Annotated in this window: 20 protein-coding genes and 1 pseudogene; 19 read left to right on the top strand and 2 right to left on the bottom strand. The window is 57.4% G+C overall.

Going from position 1 to position 20,840, the window contains the following annotated elements; genetic code table 11:
• Positions 1-5: 5 nt before the first annotated feature.
• From LOY53_RS20240 to LOY53_RS20150, 19 genes and pseudogenes are all read left to right on the top strand, one after another.
• Positions 6-284 carry a hypothetical protein gene (locus LOY53_RS20240; RefSeq protein WP_258703204.1) on the top strand — a complete coding sequence of 93 codons (279 nt, stop codon included), beginning with the start codon at positions 6-8 and terminating at the stop codon, positions 282-284.
• Positions 285-286: 2 nt separating this feature from the next.
• The gene (locus LOY53_RS20235; RefSeq protein ID WP_258703203.1) at positions 287-613 is read left to right on the top strand and encodes a GPW/gp25 family protein; all 327 of its coding nucleotides are present in this window, start codon (positions 287-289) and stop codon (positions 611-613) included.
• Entirely contained in the window at positions 610-1,590 is a 981-nt protein-coding gene (locus tag LOY53_RS20230) for a baseplate J/gp47 family protein (protein ID WP_258703202.1), read from the top strand. Before LOY53_RS20235 ends, LOY53_RS20230 begins: the two co-directional genes overlap by 4 nt.
• On the top strand, positions 1,587-2,309 hold the full coding sequence (locus LOY53_RS20225; protein WP_258703201.1) for a phage tail protein I: 723 nt from the start codon (positions 1,587-1,589) through the stop codon (positions 2,307-2,309). The genes LOY53_RS20230 and LOY53_RS20225 overlap by 4 nt, the downstream gene beginning before the upstream one ends.
• A complete protein-coding gene (locus LOY53_RS20220) occupies positions 2,306-3,172 on the top strand; it encodes a phage tail protein (RefSeq protein WP_258703200.1) in 867 nt (288 codons plus the stop codon). Before LOY53_RS20225 ends, LOY53_RS20220 begins: the two co-directional genes overlap by 4 nt.
• Before the next feature lie 5 nt (positions 3,173-3,177).
• Positions 3,178-3,939: a DUF1565 domain-containing protein gene (locus LOY53_RS20215; RefSeq protein WP_258703199.1), complete on the top strand. Its 762-nt coding sequence runs from the start codon at positions 3,178-3,180 to the stop codon at positions 3,937-3,939.
• Positions 3,940-3,954: 15 nt separating this feature from the next.
• Positions 3,955-4,419, top strand: coding sequence for a hypothetical protein (locus LOY53_RS20210; protein ID WP_258703198.1), 465 nt, complete (start codon positions 3,955-3,957; stop codon positions 4,417-4,419).
• A 64-nt stretch (positions 4,420-4,483) separates the two neighbouring features.
• Positions 4,484-4,807 (top strand): hypothetical protein, encoded by a 324-nt coding sequence (locus tag LOY53_RS20205; RefSeq protein WP_258703197.1) that lies wholly within the window; start codon positions 4,484-4,486, stop codon positions 4,805-4,807.
• Positions 4,808-4,872: 65 nt separating this feature from the next.
• Positions 4,873-6,048, top strand: a complete 1,176-nt coding sequence (locus LOY53_RS20200; RefSeq protein ID WP_258703196.1) for a phage tail sheath family protein — start codon at positions 4,873-4,875, stop codon at positions 6,046-6,048.
• Between the two features lie 12 nt (positions 6,049-6,060).
• Positions 6,061-6,570: a phage major tail tube protein gene (locus LOY53_RS20195; RefSeq protein ID WP_119369084.1), complete on the top strand. Its 510-nt coding sequence runs from the start codon at positions 6,061-6,063 to the stop codon at positions 6,568-6,570.
• Between the two features lie 48 nt (positions 6,571-6,618).
• A complete protein-coding gene (locus LOY53_RS20190; protein ID WP_258703195.1) occupies positions 6,619-6,915 on the top strand; it encodes a phage tail assembly protein in 297 nt (98 codons plus the stop codon).
• A 131-nt stretch (positions 6,916-7,046) separates the two neighbouring features.
• On the top strand, positions 7,047-10,946 hold the full coding sequence (locus LOY53_RS20185) for a phage tail tape measure protein (RefSeq protein WP_258703194.1): 3,900 nt from the start codon (positions 7,047-7,049) through the stop codon (positions 10,944-10,946).
• 9 nt (positions 10,947-10,955) lie between these two features.
• Positions 10,956-11,801 carry a phage tail protein gene (locus LOY53_RS20180; RefSeq protein WP_258703193.1) on the top strand — a complete coding sequence of 282 codons (846 nt, stop codon included), beginning with the start codon at positions 10,956-10,958 and terminating at the stop codon, positions 11,799-11,801.
• On the top strand, positions 11,776-11,982 hold the full coding sequence (locus LOY53_RS20175) for a tail protein X (protein ID WP_056804632.1): 207 nt from the start codon (positions 11,776-11,778) through the stop codon (positions 11,980-11,982). The genes LOY53_RS20180 and LOY53_RS20175 overlap by 26 nt, the downstream gene beginning before the upstream one ends.
• Before the next feature lie 59 nt (positions 11,983-12,041).
• Positions 12,042-13,085, top strand: coding sequence for a phage late control D family protein (locus LOY53_RS20170; RefSeq protein ID WP_258703192.1), 1,044 nt, complete (start codon positions 12,042-12,044; stop codon positions 13,083-13,085).
• 37 nt (positions 13,086-13,122) lie between these two features.
• Positions 13,123-13,692, top strand: coding sequence for a glycoside hydrolase family 19 protein (locus LOY53_RS20165; RefSeq protein WP_258703191.1), 570 nt, complete (start codon positions 13,123-13,125; stop codon positions 13,690-13,692).
• Positions 13,692-14,247, top strand: a pseudogene (locus LOY53_RS20160) (lysis protein). The gene LOY53_RS20165 and the pseudogene LOY53_RS20160 overlap by 1 nt, the downstream one beginning before the upstream one ends.
• Before the next feature lie 151 nt (positions 14,248-14,398).
• Complete coding sequence (locus LOY53_RS20155; protein ID WP_258703190.1) at positions 14,399-15,193, top strand: DNA adenine methylase; 795 nt, start codon at positions 14,399-14,401, stop codon at positions 15,191-15,193.
• A 312-nt stretch (positions 15,194-15,505) separates the two neighbouring features.
• A complete protein-coding gene (locus LOY53_RS20150; protein ID WP_258703189.1) occupies positions 15,506-17,338 on the top strand; it encodes an NACHT domain-containing NTPase in 1,833 nt (610 codons plus the stop codon).
• Positions 17,339-17,858: 520 nt separating this feature from the next.
• Here LOY53_RS20150 and LOY53_RS20145 read toward each other — a convergent pair.
• On the bottom strand, positions 17,859-18,866 hold the full coding sequence (locus LOY53_RS20145) for a hypothetical protein (protein WP_258703188.1): 1,008 nt from the start codon (positions 18,864-18,866) through the stop codon (positions 17,859-17,861).
• Positions 18,863-20,770, bottom strand: coding sequence for a DUF3696 domain-containing protein (locus LOY53_RS20140; RefSeq protein WP_258703187.1), 1,908 nt, complete (start codon positions 20,768-20,770; stop codon positions 18,863-18,865). Before LOY53_RS20140 ends, LOY53_RS20145 begins: the two co-directional genes overlap by 4 nt.
• Positions 20,771-20,840: the final 70 nt, after the last annotated feature.

Here is a 20,840-nt window from a genome sequence, read left to right as displayed (position 1 = left end):
ACTTTATGGCAGTCAAGAAAACTGCTGCGGATGACGCGGCAACGGATGCGGGCGAATCCGCAGTTATACCTGGTGCGGAAGGTACCGCCGCTGTTGTGGAGGTCGCGGCGCGTGGCGTGACCTTCGGCGACAGTGCCTATACCTCGCGCTCGCTTTTCCTGCAGGCCGGCGACGAACTGCGCGAGTTGAAGGTGCTGGCCGGTCGCGTGACCGTCCAGGCCGATGACGACGAGGCCTTGGCGTTCCTGGGTGGCCACGCCGACCTGCAGCGCCTGGACGGCTAACCATGATTGGCGTGGACCGGCGAACCGGTCAGCCACTTTCGGGCCTCGATCATCTGAAACAGTCGATTGAGGACATTCTGACCACCCCCTTGGGCTCTCGGCGCATGGTGCCGGAGTACGGCAGTCACCTGCGCCGCTTTATCGACCTGCCGGTTAACGAGGGCTGGAAAAGTGCGGTGCAGGCCGAGGTGGCCCGCGCCTTGGGCCGTTGGGAGCCGCGCGTGCAGCTGGAGCGCGTCAAGGTGGTTTCCGTGCTTGATGGCCAGATAGGTCTGGAACTGACAGGCCAGTACCTGGGCAATTCGGCCGTCGTGGAGGTGAGAGCATGATTGACCTGTCTTTGCTGCCCCCGCCCGATGTGGTGGAAACCCTGGACTTTGAGGCGCTGTATCAGGAGGTGGTAGGCATTTTCCGCAGCCACATGGGCGACCAGTGGACAGCGCTGTTGGAGTCCGACCCGGTCGTCAAGCTGATGGAGGTGATTGCCTACCGCGAGCTGATGATGCGGGCGCGGGTCAACGCGGCGGCCAAGGCCAGTTTGCTGGCCTATGCCAAGGGTGCCGACCTGGATAACCGCGCCGCTGACTACGGTGTGCAGCGGTTGACCATCCGCGCGGCCGATCCTGATGCGGTGCCTCCGGTGGAGGCCGTCATGGAAGACGACGAGGCGCTGCGCTACCGCACGCGGCTGTCGCTTGAGGCGCTGTCCGTTGCCGGAAGCCGTGGCGCATATGAGTACTACGGGCTGACCGCCTCGGCCGAGCTGGTTAACGTGTCGGTCGACTCGCCCCGGTTTTCCGGGCTGCCACTCGACGCCACGGTTAAAGCGCTACTGCCGGCCGGGGCCATTGTGGTGGTCTGTGACTACGACGCCGGGCTGGATAAGCCACTGCCCGGCGACGTGTCGCTGGCCATTCTGCCAAGGCTGGATAGCACTTCGCTGCCGGCCCAGCTGGTGGCCACGGTGCAGGCGGCGCTGTCAGCCGAAAGCGTGCGGCCGGTCACCGACCGACCGCGCGTGCAAACGGGCGCGCCTACCGACTTCAAGGTGCAGGCCGTTCTGCACGTCGAGGCCGGGCCAGATCCGGCGGTGGTTAAAGCGACCGCCCGGAAAGGCCTGGATGCGGCCATTGCCGAGGCGCGAAGCCTGGAGGGGCAGTTGCCGCTGTCAGCGATCTACGCGGCGTTACACGTAACGGGCATCAGCCAGGTTGACCTGGTGTACCCGACTGCAGGTATCGCGTGTGACAAGCGGCATTACCCCAACTGTACGTCAATCACGCTGACCACGCAGGTGGCGACGTGAGCCTGCTGCCGCACAACGCCACGCTGCTGGAGCGCTCGCTGGAGGCGGCCAGCGAGCAGGGCATTGACCCGGAAATCATCCGGTGCATTGCCGACTCGACGCGCTGCCCGCCGGACTTCCTGCCTTGGCTTGGTTGGGCCTGGAAGGTCGAAGGCTGGGAGGCTGCCAACACCAACGCCCAGCGCCGCGAGCTGGTCCGCGAGGCAATCCCGGTTCACAAAACCAAGGGCACCGTCGGCGCGATCCGGCGGGTGCTCAAGGCGGTACGGGTAAACGCGGATTTCAAAGATTGGCACCAGATCCCGAACGCGGCCCCGTACACGTTCCAGGTCACGGCCTGGGCGAACGAAAACCGCGAGGGGGAGGGCTCGATTATCTCGCCGCAACTGGGGGCGCGTTTGCGCGCCCTGGTCGACGCGGCAAAGAACGAGCGCAGCCACTACGAGTTTCGCCTTGGCGCGCGCTTTGACGGCGGCCTGCTGTTTGCCAACGCCAGTCGCGGGTACGGCCTGCAGCGTCTGAGCATGAATGCCCAGGCGGTGCAGATCGACGTGGCGGTGCAGGGCCTGCAATTCGCCAATGCTACCCGGTCATTCGGTGTGTCTCGGCGGTCTGTCGAGGCCTTGGGCGTTCCGATCAACGCTGAATCGGGCTTTGTGGTCGCCAGTGCGACCCGTGCCCTAGTCGTCGTGCGCAGCACGATGGAGGCTGTTCTATGAGTACCCCGTTACAACCCGTGATCACCAAGGCGGGGCTGGCGGCGATCCTGCGAGCCGATAACACCGGCATCGCGGCGCAGATCACCCATATCGCCCTGGGCACCTCGGGCTACACACCGTCGGCCGACCAGAAAAGCCTGGTTGCGCAAACGGCCAAGTACCCGATTGCCGGCGGCGAGCGCCTGAGCAGCACCTTGCTACACCTGACCGCCCTGGCCGATGGCGACCGCGCTTTTTGGGTGCGGGAAATCGGCTTTCTGCTGAGCGACGGCACCCTGCTGGCGGTGTGGTCCGATTCATCTAACCCGCTTGCCTACAAGTCGGCAGACACCGATTTGCTGCTGGCTTACGACCTGTCGCTGTCAGCGCTGCCGGCGGACAGCGTGACGATTGTCAGCAACGAGGCCGGGCTGAGTCTGAGCCTGGCCGGGCCACTGGCTGCGCAAGCGCAGGCACTGATTGCCGAGCAGTTGCGCGGCCTGCAGCGGCAAGACCAGATCGACCAGCAAGGCCAGTGGCAGCGCGTGGCGGGGGAGCAGCTTTCCCGCTTGCTGTCGCGCATGTCGGACGTCGAGCGCCGTCAGGAAGCCGACCGCGAAGGCCTGGCCAGCGGTGTCATCGGCAATGCCGCCGCAGTGGTCTCCGAGCAGCTGCGTGGCTTGCAGCGGCAGGATCAGCTGGACGCCCAGGGCGAAGTCTCGCGCCGGGCTGGTGTGGTGCTCGACAACCATACGCAGCGCCTGCAGGCCGTCGAGCTTCGCCAAGACAGCGACCGCGAAGGCTTGTTGAGCCTTTCAATCTGTAACGCAGCGGCTGTTATCGCGCTGCAAACCCTAGTAACCAAAAACACCTATGGAGCGTAGAACGCATGAGTCTCGAATCTGATGTAGCTAACCTGGTCACGCAAACTAACTCCTTGCTGGCCTACTTCCAGACCCGCAAGGCTGGCATTGATGCCGCCGTTGCGGCCGCTATCGCAGCATCGCCGGAAACCTCGCGCTCCTGGTATGTCGACCCGGTCAACGGCCTGGACACCAACAAGGGCACCCAGGCCGAGCCGTTCAAGACCATCAACAAGGCTATCGCGGTTACCCCGCCCAGCGGCGTCTGCACGGCGTACGTTATGGACGACTACGACATGCCGGCCGGTATCGGCTCGCTGAACTCGGTGTTGATCTTGGTCGGGGTGGCGAAAAACGGTGTACGGCCGAAGCTCAAGCCCAAGTACATCACCAGCACCGATGCGAACAACATCACCACCACCAACATGACCGGCTTCAACATGTACCTCGCGTCGAATCTGATTTCGATTCGAGACATGGATATCTATTTGCCGTCGCCTGCCGGGTTCACCCCAGCGCCGAACAACGCCCGTGCCGGCTCGTTCTTCCGTGGTTTCTCTAGCGTGAACGTGCCGACCGTCTTCAACGTGTCCCTGGAAAACGTGGCCGTCACCATGGCTGCGGACTGGTTCGGCAACTTCATCGGTGTGACGTCGAGCAGCGTGGTTCTGGCGACCACCAACGTGTCGTTCCCGAGTGGCTTTGCTGGTCGCTACGTCAGCAACGTGGCCGCCGGCGCTCTGGTGAAAGACCTGGGCCACGTTATGTCTAACCTCGCTTCCCTGTAATTCGGAGTACACCCTATGCAAACCCGTAACTTGAGCGTCGACTTTGGCGGCGCGTTCCTTGCTGGCTACAAATACGAAAATCTGCCTGTGGGAGCCGCCTTGCTGGTCGCGGCCATGCAGATCGACCAAGCGGCCGATGTGGCTCGCGCGTCGGTGATCAACGACCCGTTGCGTGCCCTGGAGCATCAGCGTGCTGCGGACGAGGCTCGCGCGTTCCAGCAGGCCGGTTACGCTGGCGAAACACCGGTTTATGTGAAGGCCTGGGCAGATGCTGCAGGGCTGGAGCCGCAGGAGGCCGCCGACAGCATTCTGGCCAAGGCCAAGGCTTGGGATGATGCGTTGCTGAGCCTGCGCACCTTGCGCCTCAAGGGCAAACAGGACGTGCAGAAAGCGACAACCCACGCGGAAGCCGAGGCCATTGCCGACTTGGCCATTGCAGCGATCAAGGAGAGCGTGCAGGGCCTCGGCCTCGACGTTTAAGTCAGTTCCCACCCCGTAACCCCAAGGGCCGCTAAGCGGCTTTTTTTGTGCCTGGAGGGCACGCATGAATCGAACCCACTTTGAGCACGTCCTGGCGGCGTTGCTGATCATGGGCGCCCTGTGGGGCGCCTTTGCCCTGCTGGGCGTCCCCGCTGGCCACTGGGCCGGCGCCGCTGCCGGCATCTTCTTTTTCGCCGGCCGCGAGTACACCCAAGGCGAGCGCTACCTGTCGCACGTCGAGTCGGTGCACCTGGCCAACCTGCGCTGGTACGACGGCCTGCGCATTTGGCGATGGACCGTAGACGGTCGCCTCGACTTCTTCTGCCCGCTGGTGGCCTGCCTGACCGTGGCGCTGCTGGTGCAGGTGCTGCAGATCCTGCAGCACTGACGGTTTCCTTCCCTCCCACCCCTCGGGCCGCGCATGACGCGGCCTTGTGCTTTCTGGAGTATCAAATGGCTGGATTCTTTCACGGCGTTACCGTATCGAACGTCGACACCGGAGCGCGCAACGTTTCGTTGCCGTCGTCCTCGATCATTGGCCTGGTCGACACCTTCACCGAAGGCGCCGGGGCTACGGCGAAAATTGGCGACCTGGTGCTGATCACCAACGAGCGCGAGGCGGTCGCCGCGTTCGGTGCTGCCTCGGCTGTTACCAAGGCCTGCCAGGCCATCTATGCCCGCTCCAAGGCGGTGATCGTCGCCACCGGCGTGGCCAAGGGCGCGGATGCGGCGGCGCAGACTTCCGCGATCATTGGCGGGGTGCAGGCCAGCGGCAAACGTACCGGCCTGCAGGCGCTGCTTGATGGTAAGAGCCGTTTCAACGCGCAACCGCGCTTGATCATCGCACCCAAGCACAGTGCCACTCAGGCGGTGGCCACGGCCATGGATTCGATTGCGGGCAAGCTGCGCGCCATCGGCATCATCGACGGCCCCGGCACTACCGACGAAGCGGCCACCACCTACGCCAAGCTGTTCGGCTCCAAGCGCCTGTACATGGTCGATCCAGGTGTGCAGTTCTGGGACACCACGTCCGGCGCGTCTGGTGCGACGGTAGACGCGCCGGCCTCGGCCTGGGCGGCGGGCATGTTTGCCTACACCGACAGCGAATACGGTTTCTGGTCGTCGCCGTCGAACAAGGAGTTTGTCGGTATCACCGGCACCACCCGAGCAATCGAGTACCTGGACGGCGACGAGACGTGCCGGGCCAACCTGCTGAACAACGCCAATATCGCGACCATCATCCGTGACGACGGTTTCCGCCTGTGGGGCAACCGCACGCTGTCGAGCGATTCGAAATGGGCGTTCGTCACACGCGTGCGGACCATGGACATGGTCATGGACGCGATCCTGTACGGCCACAAGTGGGCGGTGGACCGGGGCATTACCTCGACTTACATCCGCGACGTGACCGAGGGCCTGCAGGCCTTCATGCGCGACCTGAAAGCCCAGGGCGCAATCATCAACTTCGAGGTCTACGCCGACCCGGTGCTCAACTCCACCAGCCAGCTGGAGCAGGGCAAGGTGTATTGGAACATCCGCTTCACCGACGTTCCACCGGCAGAAAACCCGAATTTCCGTATCGAAGTTACCAACCAGTGGTTGACCGAAGTTCTCGACCAAGTCGCGTAAGGAGCGCATCACATGGCAATGATTCCCGAAATTCTGGCCAACATGAACTTGTTTGTGGATGGGGTCAGCTTCCAGGGCGACGTGCCCAGCCTGACCTTGCCCAAACTAACGCTCAAGATGGAAGAGCACCGCCCAGGTGGCATGGACATGCCAATCGAGATGGACGTGGGCATGGAGAAGATGGAGTCCAACTTCACCACCACTGGCGTGCGTAAAGAGTCGCTCAAGTTCTTCGGCCTGGCCGACGGCAACGCCTTCAACGGCACTTTCCGTGGCTCGTTCAAGGGCCAGAAAGGTGAAACCAAAGCAGTCATCGTCACCCAGCGCGGCACCCTGAAAGAGCTGGATATGGGGGATTGGAAGCCAGGCGATAAGGCCGAGCTCAAGCACGCTGTGGCCCTGACCTACTACAAGCTGGAGGTCGCCGGCGAGGTCATCTATGAGATCGACCCGGCCGGCATGAAGCGCGTCATCAATGGCGTCGACCAACTGGCCGGCCAGCGCCGGGACCTCGGCCTGTAATCCCTCCCCACCCTTTCATATCTCTTTCCGAATCAAGGACCTCAAACCATGGCCAAGCCACTGCCAAAGTTCATCAAGCTCGAAGCCGACCGCGTCACCGTAACGCTGACCAGCCCGGCCGAGCTCAACGGTGTCCGGCAGGACACCATCACCCTGCGGGCGCCGACTGTCCGCGATATCCGCAACTCGACCCAAACCTCGGACGGTGACGATGAGCAGCGCGAGCTGAATCTGTTCGCCTCCTTGGCCGATGTTCACGTCAAAGACCTGGAGGGCCTCACCTACAAGGACTACAACCGCCTGGCGACCGGGTACAACTTTTTGGTGCGAGACGACGAGCTTTAATCCGGCCACGCAGAAGCAAGCTGCCAAGCGACTTGCGGCTGAGTTGAATTTCTCCGCCGCAGAGATCCTGACCATGTCCTACGCGGACATGGTTTGGTGGCTTACGGATTGAGCTTGCATAGGGGGCACCGATGGCAAGCAGGCTAGCGTTATCGCTGGTGATCGGGGGTGCTGTCGCCTCATCGGTAGGCGCTGCATTCAAGACGGTCGAGAACGGCATCCAGAAACTGGAGGCCAAAGGCAACAGGGCCAAGGTGCTGAAAAGCACCATTGGCGAAACCGTCAAGCTGCGTGAAGAGTGGAAGCGGGCGCACGACAGCGGTGCGGCCGGCGCCGACAAACTACTGCGTAAGCTGGACAGCAATCTGGATGCCCTTCGCAAGCAGGGTATCGAGGTTGGTCGCCTCAGTCGCGAGTATCAGCGCCTGGGGCGCGAGGCGAGAGCCGCCGATCTGCAACTCAAGGGTCACCAGCAGTTGCAGGCGGGCAAGGAATCGCTCAAGTCGAACATTGGCAAGGCGGTGGTCGCCACGGGCGCCGCCGCCGTGCCGACAATGATCAGCGCGAACTATCAAGCAGTCATCCGTGACATTGCGATCAAGGCCGATATCGTCAACAAGCCGGAGGAGCGGCAGCTCACCCGGACGGTGATTGATACGGCCAAAGACACCGGCATGTCCCGCAATGACGTGGCTGACCTGGTCAACCAGTTGGTCGGTGCCGGCATGGAGCTGGACAAGGCGCTGTCCTATGCCCCTGTCGCGGCCAAGTTCGCGATTGGCCAGGGGTCTTCGGGTGTCGACACGGCGTCGATGATCCAGGCGCTGCAGCAAAACGCCAAAATCAACGACCCGAAGGTCATGCAGCAGGCGCTGGAGGCTATTGCCTACCAAGGTCAGGCGGGCAGCTTCGAGGCCAGCGACATGGCCAAGTGGTTCCCGCAACTGCTGGCCGGCATGGAGAAAAACGGGATCACCGGGCTAGACGCGGTGACCTCGCTGGGCTCGATGCTGCAGGTGCAGATGAAGACCGCCGGCAGCTCGGACGAAGCGGCGAACAACTTCAAGAACTGGATGGAGAAGATCGGCGCCGGTGATGTAGTCAAAGCCTACAAGGATGCTGGCATTGACTATCAGTCCTCGCTGAACACCGGTTTGCAGAAGGGCATGAACGTCATCGAGGCGTCCATGGCCCTGGCCATGAAGTACGTCGAGGCGACCGACCCCGCGAAGGCCAAGAAGATCGAGGCGGCCAAGGCCAAGATCGACAAGGAGGTCGACCCTGAGAAAGCCAAGGCGGCGCTGGACGCTCTGGAAAAGACCTTACGCACCGGCGATATCTTCGCCGACATGCAGGTCAAGGCGGCGCTCACTGCCTATGGGCAGAACAGGGGGTTATACGAGGAGCTCAAGGCCGACTCGCAGAAGGCAACGGGAATTCTCGACAAGAACCTGGCTGAGCGTCGCGAAACATCAGCGCAGCAGTGGGCCGAGACAGCCCAGGCGGTTGACGACGCCATGCGCAGCATTGGCGATGCGATCCGCCCGGCTACTGACATGGCATCGAAGGGTCTGACAGCCGTCGCGCGTGGCATTACTTCGCTGTCGGACAAGTTCCCGGCTGTTGTGGCGGGCATTGCCGGTACCGTGGCGGCCATCCTCGCACTCAAGACGGCATCCAGCGCGTTCAAGATCGGGCGGGGTGTGTTGAACATCGCGCGAGGTCGAGGTCTGGAGAGGATGGCCGGCCGGGCGGGGCGTGGCGATCGTACGCCCATTGAGCTGCCTAAGACGGGCAGCAAAGTGGTCGACACTGGCCTTGGCCTGCTGGGTAAGGTGTTTGGAGCAACGCCGAAGGATGCGGCGCCGGCAAATGACCCGCTAGCAGGCAGGGATGACACGCAGCGGGTCTTTGTGGTCAATGCCGATGCATTCAGCGGGATCGGCAGTAGCGTCACAAACAGTGCGCCTGCAGCCCCTGCTCGGGGCGGTCGTAGAAGCCGGCGCAGGGCTCGTAGGCGTGAGGCAAGACAAGCTGCTCCAGCCCGGCCCGGGGTGAAGGTTGAGGCGCCCAAGTCGCCACTGGTGAAGCCGGCTATTCCTGTAGCTGCGCCGAAGGTGGTTACCGGCTTCGAAGAGCTGGGCAGGGTTGCTCGCTCGGTGCGCGGCGTTACACGTCTGGCCAAGCGATTGCCTGGTGGGAACGTGGTTGACTCCGGCGCTGCTGCGATCGATGTCGCGATGAATGCCACATCTCAAGATGAGAAGGCAGAAGGGTATGGTGGTGCAGCTGGCAGCCTTGCGGGGACTCTCGCAGGCGCGGCGGCCGGGGCGGCCATCGGCTCGGTGGTGCCTGTCATAGGCACTGCAGTAGGCGGTGCAGTCGGCGCTGTACTCGGTGGCATGGGTGGCGAATCGCTGGGTGGGTGGCTGGGCAAGCGCTGGTTTGGTGATGAGCAACCCGAGTCCGCCCCCAAGGCTGAGTCAGAAAGTCCGGCAGTACCTGGGGAGGCTTTACGTGTAACCCTGGCTCCGTCGCAGAAGGACAAGCCAATCCCCAAGGTTGATACCTCGGTTCCGTTGCCAGCGGCCCCAAAGGCTGCTGTCGTGGCGCCGGTAGTGATCGACAACCGTGAACCTGTCACCAAGCCAATGCCGGCGCCGCCGGTACCGGCCTTGGGAGACACGGTGCGTAACGCAGTAGCCCCGGTGCCGCCCGAGCCCAAGGTGTCGTACGACCCGCTTGACCCGGTGTCCAAGGACCCGTACCTGGTGCCCGCGCTGACGGCCAACAAGGTGCGTTTCCCAGGTGCGCCACTGGTGCGGCCGCCGGCGCAACCCGAGCCTCAAGCCGAGGCAGCACCGAGCGTGCAGGAGCCGCCGGCGAAGTTGGGCGATACGCTGCGCGGCGTCACCGTTTCAGCTCCAGCGCAACCTGAGCCAGTAGCAGAGACTGAACCGCCGTCGGTGCTGCAGGAACTGCCGAGGTTGGGCGACACGGTGCGAGCCGTGGGCGGCCCGGTCCCGGCTGAGCCTGAAGTGTCGTATGACCCTCTCGACCCGGCGTCCAAAGATCCGTACCTCCTGCCCGCGCTGACGGCTAGCAAGGTGCGTTTACCAGGTGCGCCACTGGTGCGGCCGCCGGCGCAACCTGAGCCAGTGATCGAGCCTGAACCGGCGCCGGTGTTACAGGAACTTCCGAGGTTGGGCGACACGATGCGAGCCGTGTCTACCCCAGCCCCGGCTGAACCTGAAGTTTCGTATGAGCCGCTCGACCCGGCGTCCAAGGACCCGTACCTGGTACCGGCATTGACGGCAAACAAGGTGCGCTTCCCGGGTGCGCCGCTGGTACGGCCGCCGGCGCAACCTGACCCTGTGCCTGAATCTGTGCTGCAGGAAGCACCGAAGTTGGGCAGCTCAGTGCGAGCCCTGGCTACACCGGCGCCGACCGAGCCTGCGGTGTCGTATGACCCGCGCGACCCCGAGTCCAAGGACCCGTACCTGTTGCCGGCGTTGACGGCCAACAAGGTGCGTTTCCCGGGTGCAGGCCTGGTGCCACCGCAAGCCCAACCGCAACCGGCGTCGACACCGCCGCCGGTGAAGCTGGGAGAGACGGTGCGCGAGGTGCCGGCTAAATCGGCACCGGTGCCTGTGATGATCGACAGCCGCGAGCGTAGGCCCGCTGCCGATGGCGCTTCACCGTCAGCTGTTCCCCAGTTGGCAAACTTGCCGGCTGGTTTCGGTGATGTGGTGCGTGACATGGCGGCTAAGTCTGCTCCCATACCACCTCGGATACCCGAAGTGGCTCAACCAGCCAGAGCGGCTGCACCAGGAGCGGTATCGGCGCCGAAAGTGGATCAGGCGTTTTCGTTCTCGCCAAACATCAAGATCGATGTGCAGGGCGATGTGAAAGACCCGTCGCAGGTCGTCCGTGAAATCGAGTCGCCACTGCGTCAGCTGTTTGAGGCATGGCAGCGCGAAGCATCGGCGCGCATGGCTTCGGCTCAACTGTTCGACCAACCGCATGTTTAAGGAGGGCCTATGGCCTACATGGCGCAGCTGGAGTCGTCCCTTTCCGGGCTGGTTTCAGCAGGGGAGGCTGGACGTAAAGGTGTGGACGGCATGCTGTCACCGCTCAACAGTGCAGTCGGCAGCATCACAGGCGCCGCGTCGGAGCTGGAGAATATTCCGTTCGTGGGGCCTGAAGCCGGAGCCAAGCTTGGCCGGATCGTGCGCAGTATCAACGTGGCGCAGTCTCAGGTAGGGCAAGTGGCGTCGATGTATAGCCGAGCAGTGACCGGTGCCGCTCAGGTGCAGGAGCGGCTCGGCACGTTCAAGCAGATGGCAGCGAAGGTCACAGCTCAGGCCGGCCGGGTGGCGGGGTTGGTTAGCCCGTCGCTGTCCAACGTGCTGCCGACCGGCGGCCTGTTGGGGTCGGCCACTCCGCTACCTGAGGCGGTCGCGCCTTACCCGCACCTGCTGATCATCCAGCCACACGATCCGAAAAAGCAGCCGTACTACTTCAACCTGGGCACGGCCGCCTTTGACGAACTGCGTCGTCAGACGTCGTTCCGTTGGGCTGGTCAAGAGCGTCTGCGTCGAAGCGTGGCCCAGCAGGCAGTGGGGTTGGGGGAGGAAAAGATAACGCTCAAGGGTGCGATCTTCCCGCACCACAAAGGCGGCATCAAGCAACTGAGCGTGCTGCGTAGCATCGGTCGCAACCTACAGGCACTGAAGCTGGTTACGGGTTACGGCGAGGTGCTGGGCGATTGGTGCCTGGTCAGTATCGAAGAGGAGCAAAGCCACCTGCTGGCAGGTGGTATCCCCCGTAAACAGGGCTTCAACCTGGAGTTTGTGAGCTATGGCAACGACCTGCAGAACGTCTGACGGGGATCTGCTCGATGTGATCTGTCAGCACCATTATGGAAATCTCAATGGCACGGTCGAGGCAGTGCTCGATGCCAACCCGGATTTAGCCAGGGAGGCACAGCCGTACCGCGCCGGCCTGTTGATATTGCTGCCCGATCTGTCGGCGCCGGCTGTTGAGCTGCTGCAGCTGTTCGACTGACCCGGTGTTACTCAAGCGAAGCCCCGCCCAGTGCGGGGTTTCTTGTATCTGGAGTCTGCATGAAACCAACGTATCGAATCATCGCGGACCGCAAGGACATTACCGCGCTGATCAATGACCGCCTTCTGCTGCTGCGGATCTCGGACAAGCCTGGCATGGAGTCGGACGAGTTTGAGCTGCGCATTGACGACCGCGACCAGGCAGTGGCGCTGCCAGCCCGGGGAGGGGTGGTGGAGGTCCTGCTGGGTTACGAGGGCCAGCCACTCAAACGCATGGGCGCCTACACCGTGGACGAGGTGCAGTTATCCGGTCCGCCTGATGAGCTGACCATTCGCGGCAAGGCCAGCGACATGCGTGGCAGCGGTAAGACCATCCGTAGCGGCAGTTGGGAGGGTGTGCCGCTGTCCGAGATCGTCACTGAAATTGCCAAGCGCAACGGCTGGGAGGTCGTTTGCCCGGTCACGACGAAGGTCGAGCGGATCGATCAGCGCAACGAATCGGATTTCAATTTTGTCACGCGCCTGGCACGGCAGTACGACAGCACCGCCAAGGTCGCCCAGGGCAAGTTGCTGGTTATGCCCCGGCAGGGCGGGAAGAGCACTTCGGGCAAGTCATTGCAGGTCGTCACAGTCAACAAAACGGACGTCTCCCGCTATCAATTTCGGCTAAGCGACCGTAGTACACAGAAGGCAGTGAAAACCCAGCACCAAGATCAGAAAACTGGTGCTTTGAAGGTGGTCCAGTTGGACAACGACGAATCGCCGGACGGCCTGCCCCCAGTTCATACCGACCGGCATATCTACCCCAACGAGACTGCTGCCAGACAGGCCGCCAAGGCGCGGCTGGCCGCGTTCAACCGCAGCACCGCTGGCGTGCGCCTGGAGATGGCTGGCCGGCACGACCTATTTGCGGAGTGCTTGGTAAATGCCCAGGACTTCAAGGTCGGGTTCGATGGTGAGTACCTGGTGGAAAGCGTGGAGCAAGTGTTCACGGCCAGCGGGTGGACCACGACCGTCGAGTGCAACGGCGGCAAGAAGGGCAAGGCCAAGGCCTCGGGCAAGAAAAAGAAAGACGACAAGCCGCTCAAGGTTGAGCAGCTCTAACCCCTATGGCCGCATACGGCCATCACTGGAGAGACCAATGGCTATCTCAGTTCAACAGCTGCAACAGATCCTCCCAAACGCCGGCCGAAAAGCCGGCGTTTTTGTTCCCGGCCTCAACGCAACAATGGGCAAGTACTCGATCATCACCCCTCGGCGTATGGCTGCGTTCCTTGCACAAGTCGGCCATGAGTCTGGCCAGCTGCTGTATGTGCGCGAGCTCGGTAGCGATGCCTACCTGGCCAAGTATGACACCGGGCGCCTGGCGGAGCGCCTCGGCAACACCCCGGCGGCTGACGGCGATGGTCAGCGGTACCGTGGCCGTGGGCTTATTCAGATAACTGGCCGCGACAACTACGAGGCCTGCAGCGAAGCGCTGTTCGGTGACAGCCGCTTGCTCAATACCCCTGACCTGCTTGAGCAGCCCGTCTATGCATCGCTGTCGGCCGGCTGGTACTGGCAGCGGGCAGGACTCAATAGCCTCGCGGATAAGGTGCTGCGGGGCGATGACTCGGTGTTCGAGCTGATCACCCGCCGTATCAATGGTGGTCTGAATGGGTTGAAGGATCGCCAGGTGCTCTACAAGCGTGCGCTTGAGGTGCTGCAGTAATGGCGTTGAATTGGCGTATCGCGCTTCTGGCCGCTGCGGTCGGGCTCTATGCCGGCGGGCGTGGGGCTTGGGTCTGGCAGGCCAGCGAGTACGGAAAGCAGCTGGCTGAGCAGGCTGCAGGTTATGTCCAGCAGTTGGCGGACAGAGATCGGGTTCATGGTCATGAACGTGAGGAGGCTGCAGCTGCAGCCTTGGAGCAGCTGGCTGAGCAGAAAACTCAGCGAAAAAGACCTGGAGGATCGCCTGCAGGAGCAGGGCAAAACACACTGGAAGGAGATGAACGATGCAAAACAGATTCAAGATCGCCTGCGTGACAGGCTGGCTACTGCTGACTTGCGGTTGTCAGTCCTTGTCGACGCCGGAGCCTTTGCCGCCCCGGGTTGTGACGGTGGGGTGCGAGAAGCCGCCGGCACCGGAGGCATGGTTCATGGACCCATTCGTGCCCAACTTGACCCAGCGCATGCTCAACGAATTATCGGCATCACCGACACCGGTGATCGAGGACTGATCGCACTGCAGGCCTGCCAGGCCTACGTGCGCGAAGTCACCAAGTAAAAAGAGGCGAGCCAGGAAGATGCGTCAACATCCAGCCCGGCCCGCCGAACCCGCAGACCCATCCTGCAAGTCCAGCCGTAGCCCCTGCCTTGTGCACAAAGCGCGGCGAGCCTAACACCTGTTTATCCATACAGTAAAGACTTGCATACCTATGACCTCTCCTATTATTCCTTGGATGGGTGGCAAACGCCGCCTGGCTGACCGCTTGATCCCTCTCTTTCCCCCTCATGAGTGCTATGTCGAAGTCTTCGCCGGGGGTGCTGCGTTGTTCTTCATGCGCCCCCAGCCCGCCCCGGTCGAGGTACTGAACGATCTCAACGGTGACCTGGTCACCCTTTACCGTGTTGTGCAGAACCACCTGGAGGAGTTCGTGCGCCAGTTCAAATGGGCGCTCAGTTCCCGGCAGATCTTCGAGTGGCAGAAGATGACGCGCCCCGAAACTCTGACCGATATCCAGCGCGCTGCCCGGTTCTTCTATTTGCAGCAGCATGCTTTCGGAGGCAAGGTCACCGGGCAGACGTTCGGTACCGGCACCACCGGGCCGGCCATCAACCTACTGAGGATTGAAGAAAACCTGTCCGCCGCGTGGCAGCGTCTCGCCGGTACTTACGTCGAAAACCTGTCCTGGCTCGCCTGTGCCGAGCGTTACGACCGGGCGCATACGTTCTTTTATATGGACCCGCCGTACTGGCAGACTGCAGGCTACGGCGTGGACTTCCCGTTCGTGGAATATGAGCGCATGGCTGACTTCATGCGCCGCTGTAAGGGCAGGGTGATGGTCAGCATCAATGACCACCCGGACATCCGCCGAGCATTTGAAGGTTTCCACTTCGACTACCTAGATATCCGCTACAGCAATACCAATCAGCGTCAGGGCAAGGCTGAGGTCTCTAGTGAGCTGGTGATAATGAACTGGCACCCGGCGGCTCTGGGGCAGTTGTTTTAACTCTAATAGGATCTGCCACCAGGTGCGCGATCCGTTGAGCATGTTCACGCTCTTGGTCGTCCCAGCGAGTTCAATGCCATAGCTGCAGTGTGCACGGTTCATCAGGTTCACGCATTGGAGGTGAACTGCATTGACTCGCCTTTGCTCTACAGTGATCTGGTCGTGGAGACTATGCGACTCGGTGCGTTTCTATTTCAGGCAATCGCTGAATTAAATGTGATTTCAAAGAGCTAGGTAGTAGATTTTGGTGGTGTCAAAAAGCTAGCATGCAGGTGCGCGTAGACGTTTTTCTTGCAATATTAAGGATGATCAATGGCACTTACTTCCGCAGCATTAACGGGTATGGTTGCTCGTAGCTTAAGCCCTGTTATAACTGACTTGTATAACATGGCCAAAGGTGGCGTCAAAAACTCGATAGAAAAAATACATATTGCGCAAGGAGGTAAAAAGTTTGCGCGTGGCCTGCTGAAGGTTGAAAAAGTCAAAACTATTTGGTCCCCTGACAAAGAAATGTCAGTAATGGATTTCTATTATCCGTCATCTATCATGGTGGCTGATGAGCGAATAGCTATTAATAATATTGCAGACTTACCTGGCGGAAACTTAATAATTCAAGGTATCGTAGGTAGAGGTAAGTCGATTTTTTTGCGGTATTTGGCATCTGCAATGCTTAGGGATGAAGCTGTAGCTAATATCCCTGTATTTATAGAGCTCCGAACGATCTCACAGAAGCGAACCATCGTTCAAGCTGTTGAGCGCTACATGAGTTCAATAGGTTTAGATATGTCATCTGACGTTTTTGAACACATCGCTTCATCTGGTAAGCTTTGTTTGCTGCTGGATGGGTTTGATGAGGTTAGCGAAGATGTTATTAATGATGTCGTTGAGGAGATTGAGTATCTTCATATTAAGCATCCAGAATTACGTCTTGTTGTATCCTCTAGGCCGGGTAACGAAGTTCAGAAGTTGCCTGGGTTTGAAGTGGTAGATCTGTTGCCGTTGAGGTCGACCGATTATGATCCTTTCATGAGGAGGCTAAAGATCACCTCGGCTAAGCGTGTTGAGCTAATTAGTGCAATTGAGCAAAGTCCGTCTAATATCGAAGGTATAATTAGCACTCCATTGATGATGACTTTGGTTGTTTTGGTCTATGAGTCTGAGCGAGAGATTCCTCCAACTCTTCCGGAGTTTTTCGAAAAGCTTTTTCATGTCGTGTTTACACGTCATGACAGATTGAAAATAGGTTTCAATCGTAAGCACTTCAGTGGGTTGTCCGAAAGAAAGTTGCAGAAGGTATTCGAGGCCTTTTGTTTTATGGTGGTGGAGCTTGGTCATGGTCGAACTTTAGATTCTGAGGCTTTTGAGTCATCCTTTGAAGCTGCTATCCAGTATGTGGATGAGTGTAAGTGTGAAGTGGAAGGGTTTAAGAAGGATATTGTCAAAGTCGCATGCCTTATGATGGAGGAAGGTATTGGGGGGGTCGCTTTTCTTCATAAGAGTATTATGGAGTACTACGCGGCAGCCTTTATAAAGCATTCATCGGAAGATATAGCTGAGCTCTTTTATCAGGAAGCCGCGAGCCCAGATTCAAGAAAGTGGCAGCCTATGCTTGTATTTCTAAGTTCGATCGATAGGTATAGGTTTTGTAAATACTTTTTGTTGGTCGACGGGGAACGTATGCTGGATAGGTTGCAAGGGATTCTCGCGCGAAGGGATGATAGTGAAGTTATTAGTCTTTTTGATGAATTCTACCCAAAAGTTGGTATTAACTTCCTTTCTGATGGTCGGCCTGTGTCATTCGGTCCCATGGGGCCGTTCAAGAATTATTGGCATAACTGGCTAGACGAAGAGTTTGGTAGGGTCATATTCGAACTGGTTGAAAGCGCAGAAGATTTTGAGGTTGTTGCGCGAGCAATCACTGAAGATATTCCTGGCTTGGTCGAGCGTGATTCGCATGATCGGCAGGGTATAAAACTTCGTGGGCTGGTCAAATTATTTGGAATGAGGAAGATCTGGGTTCAGCTCTCTTCAGCTGAAATGCAACTGGCTGAGTTGCTAAAGGTGGCGCAAGGCATTGTTGGAACAAATGAACTAAAGAAATCTATTTTTACTAAGAAGTTAAAAAAAGATCAGGCGGCTGTATAGAGGGGTTGCTGATCTCCAATCAGGGGCGGCGGTCCTGCAGGTCGCGAAAGTTGTTCTCGGATTCCGCCAATGCCCCTATCTCCAGAGACGGGCGGATTCAAATCCCTATCGCCCAATCGGCTATACTCAATGCTTTCCTGCTATTGCGGAGTTAAAAGAGTTGCAAAGGAATTGTCGGCCGTGATCCTGCCAGGCGACCCTCTGATGCTGGAGGCCGTTGGTGCGATGAGGCGATATCACGACGCGCAATCATTAGGCTGCTCGGAGATTGAATTTGAGCGTCTCCGTGTTCTGGTCGAATTTTTGTTTCAGGCGATAGCGGATCACAATCTGCGTGTTCGTGGACAGGCTTCCGCTCCAAAATAATAGGTCTAGCAGCGGCAAAATGGGGGAGATCGCTATGCTAATTTACCCCCGCTTATGCGCTTATGCCTGAATGTAAAAGGCACCTAAGCCTCAGGAAACCTAGGCTTGGGCGCCTCTTTCGTTCATGTGCGCACCTGTATCTACGTTTGGGCACTCACAGTATAACCAGCTCTTTTTTGTTTCCCACATTCGCAAGTTCAATTGTGTCGTCTTTAGACCAATACATAAGTCGTAAAGCAGGATTGCCTTTTGTGATTTGAGTGCGCCAGCCAAGGGCCTCGTTTTTCTTCTTCTGGGTTTTCTTGTTAAGGTCGGAATACATAGGGTTGTGAGGGTATTTTGGGAGTGAGGCGATAACGTGGCAGATAACGTCAAATGCTGTATTTGAAAATTTTTGTCCAGGCGCACATTGGTGAGCGTGTAATGATTCTATAAAATTTTCGCCAAATGAAAACTTCTGCAGTTCTGAGTTTCCAGATCTTTGCAGAATTGTTGCGGCGCCTATCATGATCGCTGCGTGTATCTTTGCGGGCGTATCTGCCTGCTGATACATGTCAGAAGAATTAAATTGAGCTAAAAATCTCGGGTATGTCGAATAGATCTTTACCTCGTCCGAAAGTGCTATCGGAAACTCATCGCTTAGTTCCGGCACGCTGTGCTTTAACTCACCAGTGATTTTGATGGCGTTAGTTTGAGCCCCTAACGGGTGGTGTAGGATAGACAAGCTTTTGTGGTGGATCTGGCTAGCAAGGAAAACATCCTCCACTAATTTTGTGAGCGGTACGAATCTTTCAAACTTACAGCCTTCTAACTGTGGGTTCAATGCAATAGAGTTCCACTCCCCCGCGCATTCAGGTAGAAGGCATTCGTCGTCTTCTACAAGCATGCTTGCAATGCTGCGGACGATAGCGGCTATGTCTTTTGGAGCGAATTCAGTTCGTAATTCTGCTGGAATGTTATGATTGAATATTTGCGTGCAAGGATAAAGTTCTAGTTCGCTTAACTTAGCTAGGGAGTCACTCTCAATAATAACCTTATTCCCGCCATCATCTAGTTCTCTTTTTATGGCAATGAGGTCGCTAACTTTTTCCGAAAGCATGCTGCTGTCGCAAAAAGCAGGTGAGACTAAATAATCACAGCTCACTATAACCTGCATGCTCATTCAGCCTTCAAGTTGCTAAGGTTTTTAATTTCTCTTTTTTTAGCCACTGCTTCGAGGAGGATGTTCTCGACTTCTTTGTCTGTCTGGTCGAAAAAGTCTTCTGGCCAATCGATGATCGAACCGAATGATGTAATGTCAACAGATTGGAATTCCGAATTTTTTTCTTTCTTCCCGACAAAAATTACATTTGTATTGGCACGTAAATTTTCATTGCGACTTTGAGCGATTCTGAGACGTAAACGGTTGATCACATATTCACTGTGTGTCTCAATTAGACACTGTTTTGCACCGCTTGATATCGCTAAGAAAAAATCTGTGAGACGGGATTGGACTTTGGGATGGAGATGGAGTTCGGGTTGTTCGAAAATTAGAATGTCGTCATCCTCAGAAAGCAAGGCCATCACGACAATTGGAAGAATCTGACTCACACCTACGCCGACGTGGGTTAGATCTTGTAATCTATCATCGGTGGTTGTCTTAACTAAAATTTCATAACCCAGTTTTCCTTTGTCTGAGGTCTGGAATTCAGTCACCACTCCAAGATAAGTGAGCCACTCCGTGCAGGCTACGCCTAGTGTGTCAAATTTTTTTATAAAATCTATTTTATTGTCAGCTGTTTCTACTGCCAGGGTATAGTGTATTTTTACACCTTTATTTATGTGGAGTACCGCTGCAGTATTTTCCCCTTTAAGGCCGACCAGCGTTGGCTCAGACAGGTCAAAGGCCTGATACATCGCCTGCGGTTCGTTTCTTAATGGTCCAAGGTATTTGATGTGTCGTGGAATTATGAAAGAGCCGAAAAGATTTAGGTGTTCCAGTGCACTAATTTCGTATGTGGCTTTTGCGCGCGTTTTCTTCATGTTCGCATACCACACGCCCTGAATAGTGTCTCTGTTGCGAATCAGGAAATCGAAAAGTGCTTTACGCTCTTTCTCAGAAAGGCGAGCTATCATTGCCCGCCACTCGATGATGTTCAGGCTTTCGGAAAGTGGGGGGATTGAGATCAAATCAGGCGCAAGACTAATTGCCTGCTCTGCGAGTACCTTGCGAATGTGTTCACGGTCTACAACCTTCTGACTGGCATCGAGAAGATTGATTATCTCTTCGGGTATTTTAAAGTTTTTAGTCTGGTCTTCAATTTCAGCGCTTATCATTGATTTGATCTTATCTAATAAGGCTTTAGGGATTTCTGAGGTTTCCAGACTTTTTTGATCATCCTCTTTAACTGTTTTCAAATAATTCGGTGTGCCAATGAGGAAGGGTACAAGGGTCTGGCTGAGTTTTTTTGTTAGGTCGTAATTTAGGTGTAGTATGTTAGGAATTAGATCTTGTCGTGATACCCCTTCGATCTTGTAGTCGGGGTGTTCTTTGGCGATTTCTGATTTGTTTGCAGATTCTAAGTCTAGGACTGAAAATAGCTCAGGGTTGGTACGACCTGGCTCTTGTGATGAAAATTTTATATACTCATCGTAGTTGCCGCCAGAGCTTTGGCCTAGAGCGATTTCGCCGCGAATAATTTCTGGGTGGAACTCGCCTTCGAACTTTTTGTTGTTGTCGCTTATGTTTGCGAAGGTGTACTTCAAAGAAAGTTTTTTAGTTGATAGCCACGATTGTGAGTTTTTGCTGAACTGTAGTTCAATCGCTATGTCTATAAATCTTTCGTCAGTCTTGCAGGTGTGGTTTAATATATCTGTAAAGGAGCCAAGTCGAACTAGTTTTCCGTTGAGTGAAACGGTTTTTTTCAAGTATCTAGAGGAAAATGTTTGACTCAGCATTAGGATGGACTGAAGAATCGAGCTTTTGCCGGAACTGTTGGAGCCACAGATTACAGAAAGATTTTTAAATTGTATGGGGTGGTTGTTGGACACAGACTTGAAATGCTTGAGTGATAGTGAGGTAATCATTCTTTTGGGCTTATTGACTGTAAGTTAGAGGCGGGTTGAGCGGCTTTTTTAACAAAGCTTAAATATAGGG

It is taken from the genome of Pseudomonas sp. B21-031, assembly GCF_024748985.1.
Classification (GTDB): Bacteria; Pseudomonadota; Gammaproteobacteria; order Pseudomonadales; family Pseudomonadaceae; genus Aquipseudomonas; species Aquipseudomonas kermanshahensis.
This window is presented reverse-complemented; position numbering and strand designations above follow the sequence as displayed.